Below are 15,973 nucleotides of genomic sequence, written 5' to 3' on the forward strand. Positions count from 1 at the left end.
TGCTGAAACGACACATCACAGAAATTGGAAAATAATCCATTGATTTGTGACGTATTGAGTGGTAAATAACCAACCGATCGGTCGGCGAATGTTTCGGGAGAGGCATGCCGACCCTGGGTACTGGGAGGAAACCGCGTGTCCGAAGCCTTTATCTGCGATGCTGTCCGTACGCCGATCGGCCGTTATGGTGGCCTGTTGTCGTCGGTCCGCGCCGACGATCTGGCGGCCCTGCCGCTTTCGGGCCTGATGGCACGCAATCCCGGCGTCGACTGGTCGAAGGTCGATGACCTTATCTATGGCTGTGCCAACCAGGCCGGCGAGGACAACCGCAATGTCGGCCGCATGGCCGTGCTCTTGTCCGGTCTTCCCGTTTCCATTCCCGCCACCACCGTCAATCGCCTCTGTGGCTCCGGCATGGATGCCGTCGGCATGGCCGCCCGTGCCATCCGTGCCGGCGACTGCGATTTCGTCATTGCCGGCGGCGTCGAGAGCATGAGCCGCGCGCCCTTCGTCATGCCGAAGGCCGACAGCGCCTTTTCGCGGTCGAATGCCGTTTACGACACGACGATCGGCTGGCGCTTTGTCAATCCGAAGATGAAGAAGGCGTTCGGCGTCGATTCCATGCCGGAAACCGCCGACAACGTCGCCGCCGATTTTGCCGTCAGCCGCGAGGATCAGGACGCGTTTGCCGCCCGCAGCCAGGCGCGTTGGGCGGCGGCGCACGAGGCCGGCGTCTTTGCCGATGAGATCGTGCCCGTCTCCGTGCCACAGAAGAAGGGTGATCCGCTCGTCGTCGACCGCGACGAACATCCGCGTCCCGGCACGACGGCCGAACAACTTGGCAAGCTCAAGGGCGTCAATGGCCCGGACCTTTCCGTCACCGCCGGCAACGCCTCCGGCGTCAATGATGGTGCAGCGGCGCTCATCATCGCCAGCGAGGCCGTTGCGAAGGCGCAGGGCCTGACGCCGAAAGCCCGTGTCGTCGCCATGGCGGCAGCAGGGCTTGAGCCACGCATCATGGGCTTCGGCCCCGCACCGGCGGTGCGCCGGGTGCTGGAGCGTGCCGGTCTGACGCTTGGTCAGATGGACGTCATCGAGCTCAACGAGGCTTTCGCCTCGCAGGCGCTTGCCGTGCTGCGCGATCTCGGCCTGCCGGACGATGCCGCACATGTGAACCCGAATGGCGGGGCGATTGCCATCGGCCACCCGCTCGGCATGAGCGGTGCGCGCCTCGTTACCACCGCGACCTACCAGCTCCACCGCCAGGGCGGGCGTTATGCACTGTGCACCATGTGCATCGGCGTCGGCCAGGGCATTGCCATCATTCTCGAGCGCGTCTGACGCGCAAGCCAGGAGGAAAGACCATGTATGCCCAGATGGTGAAGACCGATGCCGCCCGCGTCCGGTCCCTCGACGAGATGGAACCTCATGAGCGCGCCTTTCAGGAACGCGTCGATGCCGGCCAGAAGATCGAGCCGAAGGAATGGATGCCGGAAGGCTATCGCAAGACGCTGGTGCGCCAGATCAGCCAGCACGCCCATTCGGAAATCGTCGGCCAGCTGCCGGAAGGCAACTGGATTTCCCGTGCGCCGACCCTGGAGCGCAAGGCCATTCTGCTCGCCAAGGTGCAGGACGAGGCGGGTCACGGCCTCTATCTCTACTGTGCCGCCGAAACGCTCGGCATCAGCCGTGACCAGATGTACGAGCAGCTGCATTCCGGCAAGGCTAAATATTCCTCGATCTTCAACTATCCGACACTGACCTGGGCCGATATCGGCGCGATCGGCTGGCTGGTCGATGGCGCGGCGATTATGAACCAGGTGCCCTTGCAGCGCTGTTCCTACGGCCCCTATGCGCGGGCCATGGTGCGCATCTGCAAGGAAGAGAGCTTCCACCAGCGCCAGGGTTTTGACGCCCTGGCGCGCATGGTGAAGGGCACGCCGGCTCAGAAGGCCATGGTGCAGGATGCGTTGAACCGTTGGTGGTGGCCGTCGCTCATGATGTTCGGCCCCTCGGACGACGCCTCCGTGCACTCGGCGCAGTCGATGGCCTGGAAGATCAAGCAGAACTCCAACGACGAGCTGCGCCAGAAATTCGTCGACCAGACCGTGCCGCAGGCCAAGTATCTCGGCCTCACCGTTCCGGACCCGGACCTCAAGTGGAACGAGGAAAAGGGCGGGCACGATTTCGGCGAGCCGGATTGGGAAGAGTTCTTCAACGTGATCGCCGGCAACGGTCCCTGCAATGCTGAACGCCTCGACGCCCGCAAGAAGGCCTGGAGTGACGGCGCCTGGTTCCGTGACGGCCTGACGGCGCATGCCGAAAAGGCAGCCGACCGCCGCGCCGCCGCCAAGATCGCCGCCGAGTAAGGGAGAGAGCACGATGTCCAGCGAATGGCCGCTTTGGGAAGTTTTCATCCGGGGTCAGCACGGCCTCAACCATCGCCATGTCGGCAGCCTGCACGCGCCCGACGCCGAAATGGCTGTTAACAATGCCCGCGACGTCTATACGCGCCGCAACGAGGGCGTCAGCATCTGGGTGGTGCGGTCGTCCGAGATCACCGCCAGCGCCCCCTCGGAAAAGGGCCCGCTGTTCGATCCGTCGAATTCCAAGGTCTACCGTCACCCGACCTTCTTCGACATTCCGGATGAAGTGGGGCATATGTGATGGCGCGCGCTGCCCTTGAACCGGCGGTCGATCAGGCCGCACTTCTCGAATTCCTGCTGCGCATCGGCGACAATGCGCTGATCCTCGGTCATCGCGTTTCCGAATGGTGCGGGCACGCGCCGGCGCTGGAGGAGGATATCGCGCTTGCCAACACCGCGCTCGACCTGATCGGCCAGACCCAGCTCTGGCTCGGCCTTGCCGGCGAGGTGGAGGGCAAGGGCCGCTCCGCTGATGACCTCGCCTATCTGCGCGACGGCTACGACTTCCGCAACATTCTGCTGGTCGAGCGCCCGAACGGCGATTTCGGCAAGACGCTGATGCGGCAATTCCTGTTCGATGCCTGGCATTACCTGCTCCTGAAGGCGCTGAAGGGCTCGACCGAGACGCGCATCGCGGAGATTGCCGAAAAGGCCTTCAAGGAGGTCTCCTACCATCTCGACCGCAGCCGCGACCTCGTCATCCGCCTCGGCGATGGCACCGCCGAAAGCCACAGCCGCATGCAGGCGGCGCTGGACGATCTCTGGCCCTATACCGGCGAAATGTTCGCCGCCGATGCGGTGGATGCGGCGCTTGCGGAAGCCGGCGTCATTGCGGAGCCGCAGAGCCTCAAGCCCGGCTGGGACGAGATTGTCACCGAGGCCTTCACCGAAGGCACGCTGAAGAAGCCGGCCGACGGTTACATGCACAAGGGCGGCCGGCGCGGCGTGCACACCGAGCACCTCGGCTTCATCCTGTCGGAGATGCAGTTCCTCCAGCGCGCCTATCCGGGCGCCACCTGGTAGGAGGCAGCCATGGACCCGGCGCTCCGTCCCTCGATCGATGAGGTCTGGCACTGGCTGGCTGAGGTGCCGGATCCGGAAATCCCGGTGATCTCGCTGACGGATCTCGGCATCATCCGCGATGTCGCCTGGCGAGAAGATACGCTGGTGGTGACGGTGACGCCGACCTATTCCGGCTGTCCCGCCACCACGATCATCAATCTCGATATCGAGACGGCGCTCGCGGAAAAGGGCCTTTCCAAGGTGAAGCTGGAACGCCAGCTCTCGCCGGCCTGGACGACGGACTGGATCAGCGCCGAGGGCCGCGAGAAGCTGCGCGATTACGGCATCGCCCCGCCGATCGACGGCACGGCCGCCGATGGCGTGCTGATGAAGCGCATCGACCGGCTGTCCGGCCGCTCGAACCTGACGATCGCCTGTCCGCGCTGCGGATCGGCGAACACCGAGAAGATCAGCCAGTTCGGCTCAACGCCCTGCAAGGCGAGCTATCGCTGCACCGACTGCCTGGAACCGTTCGACTATTTCAAGTGCATCTGACCACCAGAGCTTTTTGTTTTTACGCAATTCCGGACGCAAAACCGCGACGCACTTTTGCTGGAATTGCTCTATGGAAAGGGCCTACGCATGGCACGTTTTCATCCCCTGACCGTCACCGACGTTCGCCGCGAGACGCGCGATGCGGTCGTGGTCACGCTTAGGCCCGCAGACGAGGACCGCGCCGTCTTCGATTTCACGCAGGGCCAGTACCTGACCTTTCGCCGCAAGTTCGAGGACGAGGAACTGCGCCGCTCCTATTCGATCTGCGCCGGCAAGGACGAGGGTGTGCTGAAGGTCGGCATCAAGCGCGTCGATGGCGGCTGCTTCTCCACCTGGGTCAACGAGAACCTGAAGCCCGGCGACACGCTGGAAGCCATGCCGCCGATGGGCGCCTTCTTCACAGCTTTGGAGCCGGAAACGGCCAAACACTATCTCGGTTTTGCCGGCGGCAGCGGCATCACGCCGGTGCTCTCGATCATCAAGACGGTGCTGTCGCGTGAGCCGCGTGCCCGCTTCACGCTCGTTTACGCCAACCGGCAGATCAGCTCGATCATGTTCCGCGAGGAGCTGGAGGACCTGAAGAACCTCTATCTCGGCCGGCTCTCCGTGCTGCATGTGCTGGAAAGCGAGGCGCAGGATATCGACCTCTTCACCGGCCGCATCGATGGTGAAAAGTGCGCGGCGCTGTTCAAGAACTGGATCGACCCGAAATCGGTGACGACCGCTTTTATCTGCGGCCCCGAGCCGATGATGCTGGCGATTGCCGCGGCGCTCCGTGACCACGGATTGCGCGACGATCAGATCAAGTTCGAGCTCTTCGCCTCCTCGCAGCCCGGCCGGGCGCGGCGCAAGGTGGAACAGGTCAACGGCGCCGACCATGCTGCCGCCTGTGAGGCGACCGTCACGCTCGACGGCGCGACACGCATCTTCAAGTTCCCCAAGCACGGCCAGAGCCTGCTCGATGCCGCGCTCGAGAATTCCATGGATGCGCCTTACGCCTGCAAGGCCGGTGTCTGTTCCACCTGCCGCGCCAAGGTTCTGGAAGGCGAGGTCGAGATGGAGACCAACCACGCGCTGGAAGATTACGAGGTGCGCCAGGGTTATGTGCTGACCTGCCAGTGCTACCCGCTCACCGACCGTATCGTCGTCAGCTACGACCAGTAGGGGGAATTCGCATGTCCGATACGATGCCGATCGAAGACTATCTGGCGCAGGGCGGCGTGCTTTCGTCCCCGGCCAACGTGCCGCCGCGTTATCGCGGCGAGTTGCTGCGCCTGATGGCGAGCTTCGTTGACAGTGAGCTGGCCGGTTCCGCCGGTTTCGCCGACACGATCAACGATGCGCCGGGCATCCAGGAACGCATTTCCGCCGCCCGCATCGTGCTGGAAAAGGCCGATCATGCCGGCAAGGTGCTGCGGGTGATGGAAACCTTCGGCGCGGATGGCGGGCGTTACGCCGTGCACCATCCCTGGGCGGTGCGGCTTGCCCGCGAGGCCGATATCGGCGCGGCCCGCCAGGGTGGCGACATGCGCCTCTCCGTCTTCCACTATCCGCTGCAAGGCTGGGTCGATGCCGTGGTCATGAACGTGCTGATGGGCCGGGCGAGCGTCGTGCAGTTGAAGGAACTGTCGCGCGTCTCCTACCAGCCGCTCGCCGAGGTGTTCCGGGCCATCCTGCCGCGCGAGACGCGCCATGCGGAACTTGGCCTCGCCGGCCTCGTGCAGATCGCCGATGACGCGGAGGCCCGCACCGAGGCGAAGGCTTCGGTCGCCTATTGGTATCCGCGCGTTGCCGCAAGTTTTGGCCATTCCGGCTCGGCCCGCTTCGAGACGCAGTCGCGTTTCGGCCTGCGGCATACACAAAACGAGACCCTGCTTGCCGAATGGCAGGCGGAGGTCGATGCGCAGCTTTCCGCGCTTGGTCTGAATTGAGCAATCCCAAGAAAAGTGTGAAGCGGTTTTCTGTCCGGGATTGCGGAAAAACAAGAAGGATAATGACATGAACGTCATGGCAAACCGGCCGCGCCGGCTCGAAAGCTATGTCGGCGGCCAGTGGGTCGCCGGTGCCAGGGAAGGCGTGCCGCTGCTCGACGCGTCCACGGGCGCGCCCGTCGCCTTCATCGATTCCACTGGCGTGGATTTCAAGGCGGCGCTTGCCTTTGGCCGCGAGAAGGGCGGCCCGGCACTGCGCCGGATGTCCTTCCACGAACGCGCCGCCATGCTGAAGGCGCTCGGCCAGGCGCTGATGGAGCGCAAGGAAGAGTTTTACGCGCTATCAACCGCGACCGGCGCCACCCGTGCCGATAGCTGGGTCGACATCGAAGGCGGCATCGGCACGCTGCTGTCCTATGCCTCCAAGGGCCGGCGCGAATTGCCGAACACCCGCGTGCTGCTCGATGGCGACGTGGAACTGCTCTCCAAGGACGGCACCTTTTCCGCGCAGCACATCCTGAGCCCGCTGCAGGGCGTCGCCGTGCATATCAACGCCTTCAATTTCCCCTGCTGGGGCATGCTGGAAAAGCTCGCCCCGACCCTGCTCGCCGGCGTCCCGGCGATCGTCAAGCCGGCAAGCCAGACGGCCTATCTCACCGAACTCATGGTTCGCCGCATCGTCGAGACCGGCCTCTTGCCGGAGGGCGCCTTGCAGCTCGTCTGCGGCTCGGTCGGCGACCTGCTCGATCATGTCGAGGGACAGGATGCCGTGACCTTTACCGGTTCGGCCTCGACCGGCCAGCGCCTCAAGACGCACAAGGCCATCGTCGAAAACTCCGTGCGCTTCACCATGGAGGCCGACAGCCTGAACGCTGCCGTGCTTGGTCTCGACGCAGCACCCGGCACGGAGGAATTCGACCTCTTCGTCAAGGAAGTCGCCCGCGAGATGACGGTGAAGGCCGGCCAGAAGTGCACGGCGATCCGCCGTGTCATTGCGCCGCGTTCCTACAGTGAAGCCCTCATCGAAAGCCTCGGTGCGCGTCTTGCAAAGACGGCGATCGGCAACCCGGCCGACGAAGCCGTCCGCATGGGGCCGCTCGCGAGCCTCCACCAGCGCGAGGAAGTGCGCGCCCGCATCCGCGATCTTTCCGCCGATGCCGAAATCGTCGCCGGCGATCCGGATGCGCCGAACGTCATGTCGGGCGATGCTGCGGCCGGCGCCTTTCTCAATCCGGTGCTGCTCTATTGCGACAAGCCCGGTTCGGCGCATGCGATCCACGATGTCGAGGCTTTCGGCCCGGTCAGCACCGTCATGCCCTATGACACTGCCGAAGAGGCGGTGGATCTTGCCCGCCGCGGCAAGGGCAGCCTCGTCGCCTCCGTCTTCACCAACGACCCCGGCTTTGCGCAAGAGGTCGTGCTCGGCCTTGCGCCCTTCCACGGCCGTGTGATGATCGGCAACCGCGTCAGCGCCAAGTCGTCCACCGGCCACGGTTCGCCGCTGCCGGGCCTCGTGCACGGCGGTCCCGGCCGTGCGGGCGGCGGCGAGGAGCTGGGCGGCATGCGCGGCGTCAAACATTATATGCAGCGCACCGCCATCCAGGGCGCGCCGACGATGTTGTCTGCCGTCACTGGCCGGTGGATGCAGGGGGCTGCGGCGCAGCCCGGCGGCGAGCATCCATTCCGCAAGTCGCTGGCTGAACTCAAGATCGGCGACCAGCTGATCACGGCGACGCGCACCGTGACGCTCGACGATATCGAGCATTTCGCCAATTTCACCGGCGACACCTTCTATGCCCATATGGACGAGGAGGCCGCCAAGGCGAACCCGTTCTTCGACGGGCGCGTGGCGCATGGTTATCTCATCGTGTCGTTTGCCGCCGGACTGTTCGTCGATCCCGCGCCCGGTCCGGTTCTCGCCAATTACGGCGTCGACAATCTGCGCTTCCTGACACCGGTCAATCCGGGTGATACGTTGCAGGTGCAGCTCACCTGCAAGGAGATCAACCCGCGCGCCAATGCCGAACATGGCGAGGTGCGCTGGGATTGCAACGTAACGAACCAGCTTGGCGCCACCGTCGCGCAATACGACGTTCTGACGATGGTGGCCAAAACGAGAGAGTGACCGAATGGACCCGCGCCGCCTGGAAATGACCGTGCTGATGACGCCCGACATGGCGAATTTTTCAGGGAAAGTCCACGGCGGCGCGCTGCTCAACCTGCTCGATCGCGTCGCCTTCTCCTGCGCATCGCGTTATTCGCAGCAATATGCGGTGACGCTTTCGGTCGATCAGGTGATGTTCAAGGAGCCGATCCATGTTGGCGAACTCGTCACCTTCCGCGCCTCGGTCAACCATACCGGCCGCACCTCCATGGAGATTGGTATCCGCGTGGAGGCGGAAAACATCCGCTCCGGCCACCGCCGGCACACCAATTCCTGTTATTTCACCATGGTCGCCGTGGATGAGGCCGGCAAACCGGTAAGGGTGCCGGAATTGCAGCCGGAAAGCACGGTTGATGTCAGGCGCTACAAGGCGGCCGAGCTTCGCCGCACGCTGCGGCGCGAATTCGCGGAGCGACTGGAGTCGGTTGCGACGACTGGCAAGGATGTGGAGCGGGATGGGGAGTAGGCAGCGCTCTTTTGTGCCCGGCGCTACCTCCCCTCTCCGTCATCCTCGGGCTTGACCCGAGGATCCACGCCTCCTCGCCCCAGCGGTTGGATCCTCGGGTCAAGCCCGAGGATGACGGCGGAGAGGGGCGCGTTCATCTAAGAGATCGAACGTGAGATGCGTAAGCCTCAACTTACAGCCTTGACGCCCTCAAGGATCAGCGTCGTCGCGATATCGGCATATTCGTCCCGCGTGATCGGCCCGTTCGGGCGGAACCACATATAGACCCAGTTCATCATGCCGAAGAGCGACATGGTGACGGGCATCAGCAGTGGGCGATCCTTGTTGAGGTCCGGGTTGATGTCGCGGATGACGCCGGAGAAGCGCTTGACGATCTGCCGCTCGATCGCCTGCAATTCGGCAAGCTGTGGCTCGGAGAGCGCGCTGGTGCCGTTGAGCTGCACCTTGTGCTCGTTATCGCGGCCCTCATAGTTCGCCAGCACGGCCTTCACCAGCAGGCGCAGCCGATCCTGCGGCGCGACGTCCGTGCGGTCTGCCGCCTCGATCGCCTCTTCCAGCTCCGACAGGTGCGTGCGCACGATGTCGAAGATCAGGGCGTCCTTGCTGGGATAATAATGGTAGAGCAGGGCCTTGGAGACATTGCTGTGCGAGGCGATCAGCGACATGGAAGCCTTCTCCATGCCCATCTCGGCGAACACCGCCGCGGCACTCGATAGAATGCCTCGCTGTTTTTCCTCGAAATCCACTGCGCGCGTGCGTGCCATGTCGTCCTGCTCTGCTCATTCGGGCTGCGGCTGCGCGGAAGGGCGGCCGCCCTCCCTATACACAGTCAAGCCGGTGCCGGGCTAGCGTCTCTCTGTTCGTCCTGTAGCAACGGAGAGACGCTGGCTCTTTGTTTCTTCACAATCCCGGATGCAAAACCGCCCTGCAATTTGCTGGAATTGTTTTGTCCGGCGTTTCATTCTTTCGGGCGGTTGTCGACCACCCGTTTCGCCTTGCCTTCCGAGCGGGCAACGCCGCCCGGCTCGTGCACGGTGATCTTGGTGGAAACACCCACGATGCTCTTGATGTGGTGGGCAAGCTCCTTGGCCGAACCGGCGCGTGCGCCTTCGTCGGCCATTTCGACCGTACATTCGACATGCACCGTCATGTTGTCCATGCGGCCGGCGCGTGACAGCTCGATCTGGAAATGCGGCGCAAGACCGCGACATTTCAGTATCTGTTCCTCGATCTGCGTCGGGAAGACGTTGACGCCGCGCAGGATCATCATGTCGTCGGAGCGGCCGGTGATCTTTTCCATGCGGCGCATGGAGCGGGCGGTGCCGGGCAAGAGGCGCGTCAGGTCGCGCGTGCGGTAGCGGATGATCGGCAGGCCTTCCTTGGTGAGCGTGGTGAAGACCAGTTCGCCGATCTCGCCATCCGGCAGCACTTCGCCGGTCTCGGGATGGATGATTTCCGGGTAGAAATGGTCTTCCCAGATGTGCAGGCCGTCCTTCGTCTCGACGCATTCGTTGGCGACGCCCGGACCCATGACCTCCGAAAGGCCGTAGATATCGACGGCATGCATGTCGAAGGCCTGCTCGATTTCCTCGCGCATGGCGTTCGTCCAGGGCTCCGCGCCAAAAATGCCGACGGCGAGCGAGCTTTCGCGTGGGTCGATGCCATGGCGGCGGAACTCGTCTAGGATCGAAAGCATGTAGGAAGGCGTGACCATGATGATGCGCGGCTTGAAATCCTGCATCAGCGTGACCTGGCGCTCGGTCATGCCGCCGGAGATCGGCACGACGGTGCAGCCGAGCTTTTCGGCGCCGTAATGCGCGCCAAGCCCGCCGGTGAACAGGCCGTAGCCATAGGCGACATGCACGATATCACCGGCCCGGCCGCCCGAGGCGCGGATCGAGCGGGCAACGACGGTCGCCCAGGTGTCGATATCGTTCTTGGTGTAGCCGACGACGGTCGGTTTGCCGGTCGTGCCGGAGGAGGCGTGAATGCGCGCAAGCTTTTCGCGCGGTACGGCGAACATGCCGAAGGGATAGGTATCGCGCAGGTCCTTCTTGGTGGTGAAGGGGAATTTCGCGAGGTCCGACAGGGTCTTGAGGTCGGAAGGGTGCACGCCCGCCTCGTCGAAGCGCTGGCGATAGAAGGGGGAATTCTCGTAGGCGTGGGTCAGCGACCATTTCATGCGCTGAAGCTGCAGCGCGGAAATCTCGTCGCGCGACGCCGTCTCGATCGCTTCGAGCTCGCCGGGGCGGGGGGACAGGTCTTCCATGAAATTCTCCTCCAAGAATGTGGGGCAAGAATGTGGGGATGGTCTGCCTCATTCCGGCAGGTGCGTACCCTTGACTGTTCGCGAGTGGCCGCGGAATTCCGCGACGTGCTCGCCCTCCTGATTGCTGATGCGGATATCGTAGATGCCGCCGCGCCCCCGCCGCGACACTTCACGCGCCGTCGCCGTCAGCCGGTCGCCCCTGAAGGCCGGTGCGATGAAGGTCACCGAGCAGTGCTGGGCGACGGTGCGCTGGTTGTAGGTGTTGCAGGCAAAGGCGAAGGCCGAATCCGCCAGCGTGAACATGTAGCCGCCATGGCAGGTGCCGTGGCCGTTGGTCATGCTCTCGGCGATCGTCATGGTGATCGTCGCCTCGCCAGGAGCGACGGAGATCAACTCCATGCCGAGATGGCGGGTGGCATTGTCGTCGTCCCACATGGCCTTGGCGCAGGCTTCGGCCAGGGCCTGGGGGGAGAGGCTCGCGGCGCTCATTTGCCGGAGAACTCTGGTTTGCGCTTTTCGAGGAAGGCGGAAACGCCCTCGGCATAGTCGGCGCTGCGGCCGGCCTCGCGTTGCAGGTCGCGTTCGAGGTCGAGCTGTTCGTCCAGCGAGTTGGTGGCGGCGGCCTGGATGGCGCGCTTGGTCATGCCGAGACCGCGCGTCGGGCCGGCGGCGAGGCGAGTGGCGAGTGCAGTGGCCTCTTCCATCAGCGTGTCGTCGTCGACGGCGCGCCAGATCAGGCCCCAGTCGGCGGCGGTTTCGGCGCCGAGCGGTTCGGCGGTCAGCGTCAGCGCCTTGGCGCGGGCTTCGCCGATCAGCCGCGGCAGGCTCCAGGTGCCGCCGGAATCCGGCACGAGGCCGATCTTGGAAAAGGCCTGGATGAAGCGGGCGGAACGGGCGGCGAGCGTGATGTCGCAGGCAAAGGCGATATTGGCGCCAGCACCGGCGGCAACGCCGTTGACGGCGCAGATCACCGGCTTTTCCAGGCTGCGGATCAGGCGCAGCAGCGGATTATAGAAGGTCTCGATCGTGTGGCCGAGATCCGGCACGCCCTTCTTGGGATCGCGGTCGCCCAGATCCTGCCCCGCGCAAAAACCGCGGCCGGCGCCGGTGAGCAGGACGGCACGGACAGCCTCATCCGCATGCGCCCGCTCGAAGCCGGCGCGCAGGGCCAGGTGCATCTCTTCGTTGAAGGCGTTGAGCTTGTCCGGGCGGTTCAGCGTGAGGGTGAGAACGCCATCGGCAAGCGCCGACAGAATGGTGTCGGATGTGGACATTTTTCCTCCCTGTCGCCCTTCCCAGCGGCGACCGTAAAAAAACTCTTGCATAAACCGACCGGTCAGTCAATTATAAAAGCACTGACTGGGAGGAACAGCCATGACCGGACTTTTCGAGCGCCATCGCCCGACGCTGGACGCAGCTTTGCAAGCGGCCGCCAAGCGTGACTTCTGGTCTGCCTATCCCGAAGTGCCGAGCGGCAAGATCTATGGCGAGACCGCCAAGGATGACGGGCTCGCTGCCTACAAGGCGCGGATCGGCAAGGCCTTTGTCCTCGCCGATCATCCGGCGGAAGGCTCCGTTGGTGCGGAAGTCTCGCCTTACGGACCGTCTCTCGGCATCACCTATCCCGCCATTTCCGTGGATATGCTTGTCTCTGCCTCGCGTGCCGCTGCCCCGCAATGGGCCGCCGCCTCGCCGGAGGTGCGCACCGGCATCTGTCTCGAAATCCTCGCCCGCCTCAATGCCCGCAGTTTCGAAATGGCCAATGCGGTTGTGCACACGACGGGCCAGTCTTTCGCCATGGCCTTCCAGGCCGGCGGCCCGCATGCGCAGGATCGCGGCCTTGAAGCCGTCACCTACGCCTATGCCGAGATGACCCGCACGCCGGCGACGGCGACCTGGACGAAGCCGCAGGGCAAGGGCGAGCCGATCGTCCTGGAAAAACACTGGCGTGTCGTGCCGCGCGGTGTTTCGCTGGTTATCGGCTGCAACACCTTCCCGACCTGGAACAGCTATCCCGGCCTCTTCGCCAGCCTCGCCACCGGCAACACCATCATCGTCAAGCCGCATCCGGCCGCCATCTTGCCACTCGCCATCACCGTCGAGATCGCCCGTCAGGTGCTGGTGGAAGAGGGGTTTGCCGCCGATATCGTGCTGCTCGCGGCCGATGCGCCCGGTTCCGAAATCACCAAGGACCTCGTGCAGCATCCGGCCGTCGCCATCGTCGACTACACAGGTTCCAACAGTTTTGGGACCTGGGTCCGTGAAAATGCCGGCACCGCCGACGTCTATACGGAAGAGGCGGGCGTCAACTCCATTGTCATCGGCGCCACCGACAATTTTCCCGGCATGTGCAGCAATATCGCCTTCTCGCTGTCGCTCTATTCCGGCCAGATGTGCACCGCTCCGCAGGATATCTTTGTGCCGCGCGGCGGCATCGAGACCAATGAGGGCCACAAGACATTCGACGATGTGGCATCCGGCATCGCCGCCGCAGTGGATGGCCTGCTGGCCGACCCGGCCCGCGCCGCCGGCATCTGCGGCGCCATTGCCAATCCGGCGACGCTTGCCCGCATCGCCACCGTCCGTTCCCTCGGCCGTCTCGTGCGCGATTCCGCACCCGTCGACGGCCTCGACGATGCCCGCACGGCAACCCCGCTGATCCTCGCCGTCGATGTGGCGGACAGCGAAACCTATGCGGAAGAAAGGTTCGGCCCCATCGCCTTCGTCGTCGCGGTCGATGACGTCGTCGATGGCGTGAACCGCGCGGCGGACCTCGCCGAGCGCAAGGGCGCAATCACCGCCGCCCTCTATGCCACCGACGAGGCGCAGATCCTTGCCGCCGCCGACCGCTTCGCTACGGCGGGCGTCAATCTCTCGGTCAATCTGACCGGCGGCATCTACGTCAACCAGAGTGCCGCGTTCAGCGATTTCCACGTCACCGGTGCAAACCCCGCGGGCAATGCCAGCCTGACGGATGCGGCTTTTGTCGCCAACCGGTTCCGCGTGGTCATGTGGCGCCGCCCTGTCGCGGCGTAGGAGGAGTTTTCGCTTTAACCCTTTGTCTTTGTTGGGAGGAGAAACCGACATGAAATTTGTGCTCACCACCACCGCCCTTGCCCTGATCCTTGCGGCCCCCGCTTTCGCCGACATCAAGATCGGTGCCACCATTTCCGAAACCGGCCCTGCCTCGTTCCTCGGCGATCCGGAAGCCAAGACGCTGAAGCTGCTGGTCGAGGAGATCAATGCGGCCGGCGGCGTCAACGGCGAGAAGCTGGAACTCGTCATCTATGACGACGGCGGCGACCCGAACAAGGCGCGCACCTTCGCGACCCGCCTCGTGGAAGACGACGAAGTGGTGGCCGTGATCGGCGGCACGACGACCGGCACCTCCATGGCGATCATCCCGGTCTTCGAGGATGCGGAAGTGCCCTTCATTTCGCTCGCCGGCGCCATCGAGATCATCGATCCGGTCAAGACCTACACTTTCAAGACGCCGCACACGGACCGCATGGCCTGCGCGAAGATCTTTGAAGACATGAAGAAGAACGCCATCACCAAGATCGGCATGATCTCGGGTTCGGACGGCTTCGGCGCCTCCATGCACAAGCAGTGCCTGTCGATCGTCGGCGACTATGGCATCGAGGTGCTGGCCGACGAGACCTATGGCCCGACCGATGCCGACATGACGCCGCAGCTCACCAACATCAAGGGCAAGGACGGCATTCAGGCCGTGCTGAACCCCGGCTTCGGCCAGGGCCCGGCGATCGTGACCCGCAATTATGCCCAGCTCGCCGTCGGCCTGCCGCTCTACCAGTCGCACGGTGTTGCCTCGGACGGCTTCATCGAGCTTGCCGGCGCGGAAGCCGCGGAAGGTGTTCGCCTGCCGGGCACGGCGCTGCTCGTTGCCGGCCTGCTGCCGGAAAACGACCCGCAGCGCGCCGTGGTCGTCGCCTACAAGGAAGCCTATGAGAAGGCGACCGGCAAGCCGGTCTCGACCTTCGGCGGTTATGCCCATGATGCGCTGCGCATCCTCGTCGATGCCATCACGCGCGCCGGCAGCGCCGAGCCGTCCGATATCCGCGATGCGATCGAGGGCACCAAGGGTCTCGTCGGCACCACAGGCACCGTCACCATGACGGCCGAGGATCACCTCGGCCTCGACCTCTCGGCCTTCCGCATGCTGCAGATCGAAAAGGGCGGCTGGAAGATCGTCGAGTAATCGAACCTGCCGGCCAGCGCTTTAGGGCGCAGGCCGGCGGAATCGTCGTGCGCGAAGCGGAGGCCTCCATGCCCGAACTGCTGCAATTCCTTCTGTCCGGGATCACGGTTGGCGCCGTCTATGCGCTGGTCGCCCTCGGCTTCACGATCATCTACAACGCCTCCGACGTCGTGAACTTCGCCCAGGGCGAGTTCGTCATGCTCGGAGGCATGATCACCTTCTTCGCGCATGCAGCCGGCCTGCCGCTGCCGCTTGCCGCCCTCATCGCCATCATCGTGACGGCGGCAATCGGTGTGGCGCTCAACAAGCTCGCCATCGAGCCTGCGCGCGGCGCGCCCGTCGTCTCGCTGATCATCATCACCATCGGTGCCTCCATCTTTATCCGGGGCGCGACACAGCTCGTCTTCGACAAGCAGTTGCACCGCTTCCCGGCCTTTTCCGGCGACCAGCCGATCCTCATCGGCGGCGCGACCATCCTGCCGCAGAGCCTCTGGGTCATTGCCGGCGCGCTTGCGGTCTTCGTCTGTCTCTGGCTGTTCTTCACCCGCACGCTGATCGGCCGCGCGGTGCTGGCGACCGCCAACAACCGCGTCGCCGCCCAGCTCGTCGGCATCAACACCAAGTACGTGATGACGCTTTCCTTCGCCATGTCCGCCGCCATCGGCGCGCTGGCCGGCGTCTTGGTGACGCCGATCACGCTGACGAGCTACGATGTCGGCCTGGCCCTTGCCCTCAAGGGCTTTGCCGCCGCCATGCTCGGTGGCATGGGCAATCCCAAGGGCGCGCTGGTCGGTGGCCTGCTGCTGGGCGTGCTGGAGGCCATGACGGCCGGCTATATCAGTTCGCAATACAAGGATGCGGCGGCCTTCGTCGTCATTCTTGCCGTGCTCTTCGCCATGCCGCAGGGCCTGTTCGGCCGCAAGTCGACGGATCGGGTGTGA

Annotated in this window: 16 protein-coding genes; 12 read left to right on the forward strand and 4 right to left on the reverse strand. The window is 64.4% G+C overall.

The features are described 5' to 3' along the window. Positions 1–135 precede the first annotated feature (135 nt). From pcaF to GR138_RS19095, 9 genes are all read left to right on the forward strand, one after another. A complete protein-coding gene (gene pcaF / locus GR138_RS19055) occupies positions 136–1,341 on the forward strand; it encodes a 3-oxoadipyl-CoA thiolase (RefSeq protein ID WP_160860847.1) in 1,206 nt (401 codons plus the stop codon). 23 nt (positions 1,342–1,364) lie between these two features. Further along, positions 1,365–2,369: a 1,2-phenylacetyl-CoA epoxidase subunit PaaA gene (gene paaA, locus GR138_RS19060; RefSeq protein WP_160860848.1), complete on the forward strand. Its 1,005-nt coding sequence runs from the start codon at positions 1,365–1,367 to the stop codon at positions 2,367–2,369. Between the two features lie 13 nt (positions 2,370–2,382). Continuing rightward, complete coding sequence (paaB, locus tag GR138_RS19065; RefSeq protein ID WP_120668644.1) at positions 2,383–2,667, forward strand: 1,2-phenylacetyl-CoA epoxidase subunit PaaB; 285 nt, start codon at positions 2,383–2,385, stop codon at positions 2,665–2,667. Beyond that, positions 2,667–3,449 (forward strand): 1,2-phenylacetyl-CoA epoxidase subunit PaaC, encoded by a 783-nt coding sequence (gene paaC, locus GR138_RS19070; protein ID WP_160860849.1) that lies wholly within the window; start codon positions 2,667–2,669, stop codon positions 3,447–3,449. The genes paaB and paaC overlap by 1 nt, the downstream gene beginning before the upstream one ends. 9 nt (positions 3,450–3,458) lie before the next feature. Continuing rightward, on the forward strand, positions 3,459–3,983 hold the full coding sequence (gene paaD, locus GR138_RS19075; RefSeq protein ID WP_160860850.1) for a 1,2-phenylacetyl-CoA epoxidase subunit PaaD: 525 nt from the start codon (positions 3,459–3,461) through the stop codon (positions 3,981–3,983). Between the two features lie 87 nt (positions 3,984–4,070). After that, on the forward strand, positions 4,071–5,147 hold the full coding sequence (gene paaE / locus GR138_RS19080; protein WP_160860851.1) for a 1,2-phenylacetyl-CoA epoxidase subunit PaaE: 1,077 nt from the start codon (positions 4,071–4,073) through the stop codon (positions 5,145–5,147). 11 nt (positions 5,148–5,158) lie between these two features. Next, positions 5,159–5,914, forward strand: coding sequence for a Phenylacetic acid catabolic protein (locus GR138_RS19085; protein WP_160860852.1), 756 nt, complete (start codon positions 5,159–5,161; stop codon positions 5,912–5,914). A 67-nt stretch (positions 5,915–5,981) separates the two neighbouring features. Continuing rightward, on the forward strand, positions 5,982–8,039 hold the full coding sequence (gene paaZ, locus GR138_RS19090; RefSeq protein WP_160860853.1) for a phenylacetic acid degradation bifunctional protein PaaZ: 2,058 nt from the start codon (positions 5,982–5,984) through the stop codon (positions 8,037–8,039). 4 nt (positions 8,040–8,043) lie between these two features. Further along, entirely contained in the window at positions 8,044–8,544 is a 501-nt protein-coding gene (locus GR138_RS19095) for an acyl-CoA thioesterase (protein ID WP_160860854.1), read from the forward strand. A 167-nt stretch (positions 8,545–8,711) separates the two neighbouring features. Here GR138_RS19095 and GR138_RS19100 read toward each other — a convergent pair whose 3' ends face one another. The 4 genes from GR138_RS19100 to paaG form a co-directional block, all read right to left on the reverse strand. Then, complete coding sequence (locus GR138_RS19100) at positions 8,712–9,308, reverse strand: TetR/AcrR family transcriptional regulator (protein WP_160860855.1); 597 nt, start codon at positions 9,306–9,308, stop codon at positions 8,712–8,714. A gap of 194 nt (positions 9,309–9,502) precedes the next feature. Then, positions 9,503–10,813 carry a phenylacetate--CoA ligase PaaK gene (gene paaK / locus GR138_RS19105; protein ID WP_160860856.1) on the reverse strand — a complete coding sequence of 437 codons (1,311 nt, stop codon included), beginning with the start codon at positions 10,811–10,813 and terminating at the stop codon, positions 9,503–9,505. Between the two features lie 48 nt (positions 10,814–10,861). Next, complete coding sequence (gene paaI, locus GR138_RS19110; RefSeq protein ID WP_160860857.1) at positions 10,862–11,302, reverse strand: hydroxyphenylacetyl-CoA thioesterase PaaI; 441 nt, start codon at positions 11,300–11,302, stop codon at positions 10,862–10,864. Then, complete coding sequence (gene paaG / locus GR138_RS19115; RefSeq protein ID WP_160860858.1) at positions 11,299–12,087, reverse strand: 2-(1,2-epoxy-1,2-dihydrophenyl)acetyl-CoA isomerase PaaG; 789 nt, start codon at positions 12,085–12,087, stop codon at positions 11,299–11,301. The genes paaI and paaG overlap by 4 nt, the downstream gene beginning before the upstream one ends. Before the next feature lie 100 nt (positions 12,088–12,187). Between paaG and paaN the strand changes: the two genes are divergently transcribed. From paaN to GR138_RS19130, 3 genes are all read left to right on the forward strand, one after another. Continuing rightward, entirely contained in the window at positions 12,188–13,849 is a 1,662-nt protein-coding gene (gene paaN / locus GR138_RS19120; protein WP_160860859.1) for a phenylacetic acid degradation protein PaaN, read from the forward strand. 49 nt (positions 13,850–13,898) lie between these two features. Next, on the forward strand, positions 13,899–15,032 hold the full coding sequence (locus GR138_RS19125) for an ABC transporter substrate-binding protein (RefSeq protein WP_160860860.1): 1,134 nt from the start codon (positions 13,899–13,901) through the stop codon (positions 15,030–15,032). A gap of 68 nt (positions 15,033–15,100) precedes the next feature. Next, on the forward strand, positions 15,101–15,973 hold the full coding sequence (locus tag GR138_RS19130) for a branched-chain amino acid ABC transporter permease (protein WP_160860861.1): 873 nt from the start codon (positions 15,101–15,103) through the stop codon (positions 15,971–15,973).

Source organism: Shinella kummerowiae (assembly GCF_009827055.1).
Taxonomy (GTDB): Bacteria; Pseudomonadota; Alphaproteobacteria; order Rhizobiales; family Rhizobiaceae; genus Shinella; species Shinella kummerowiae.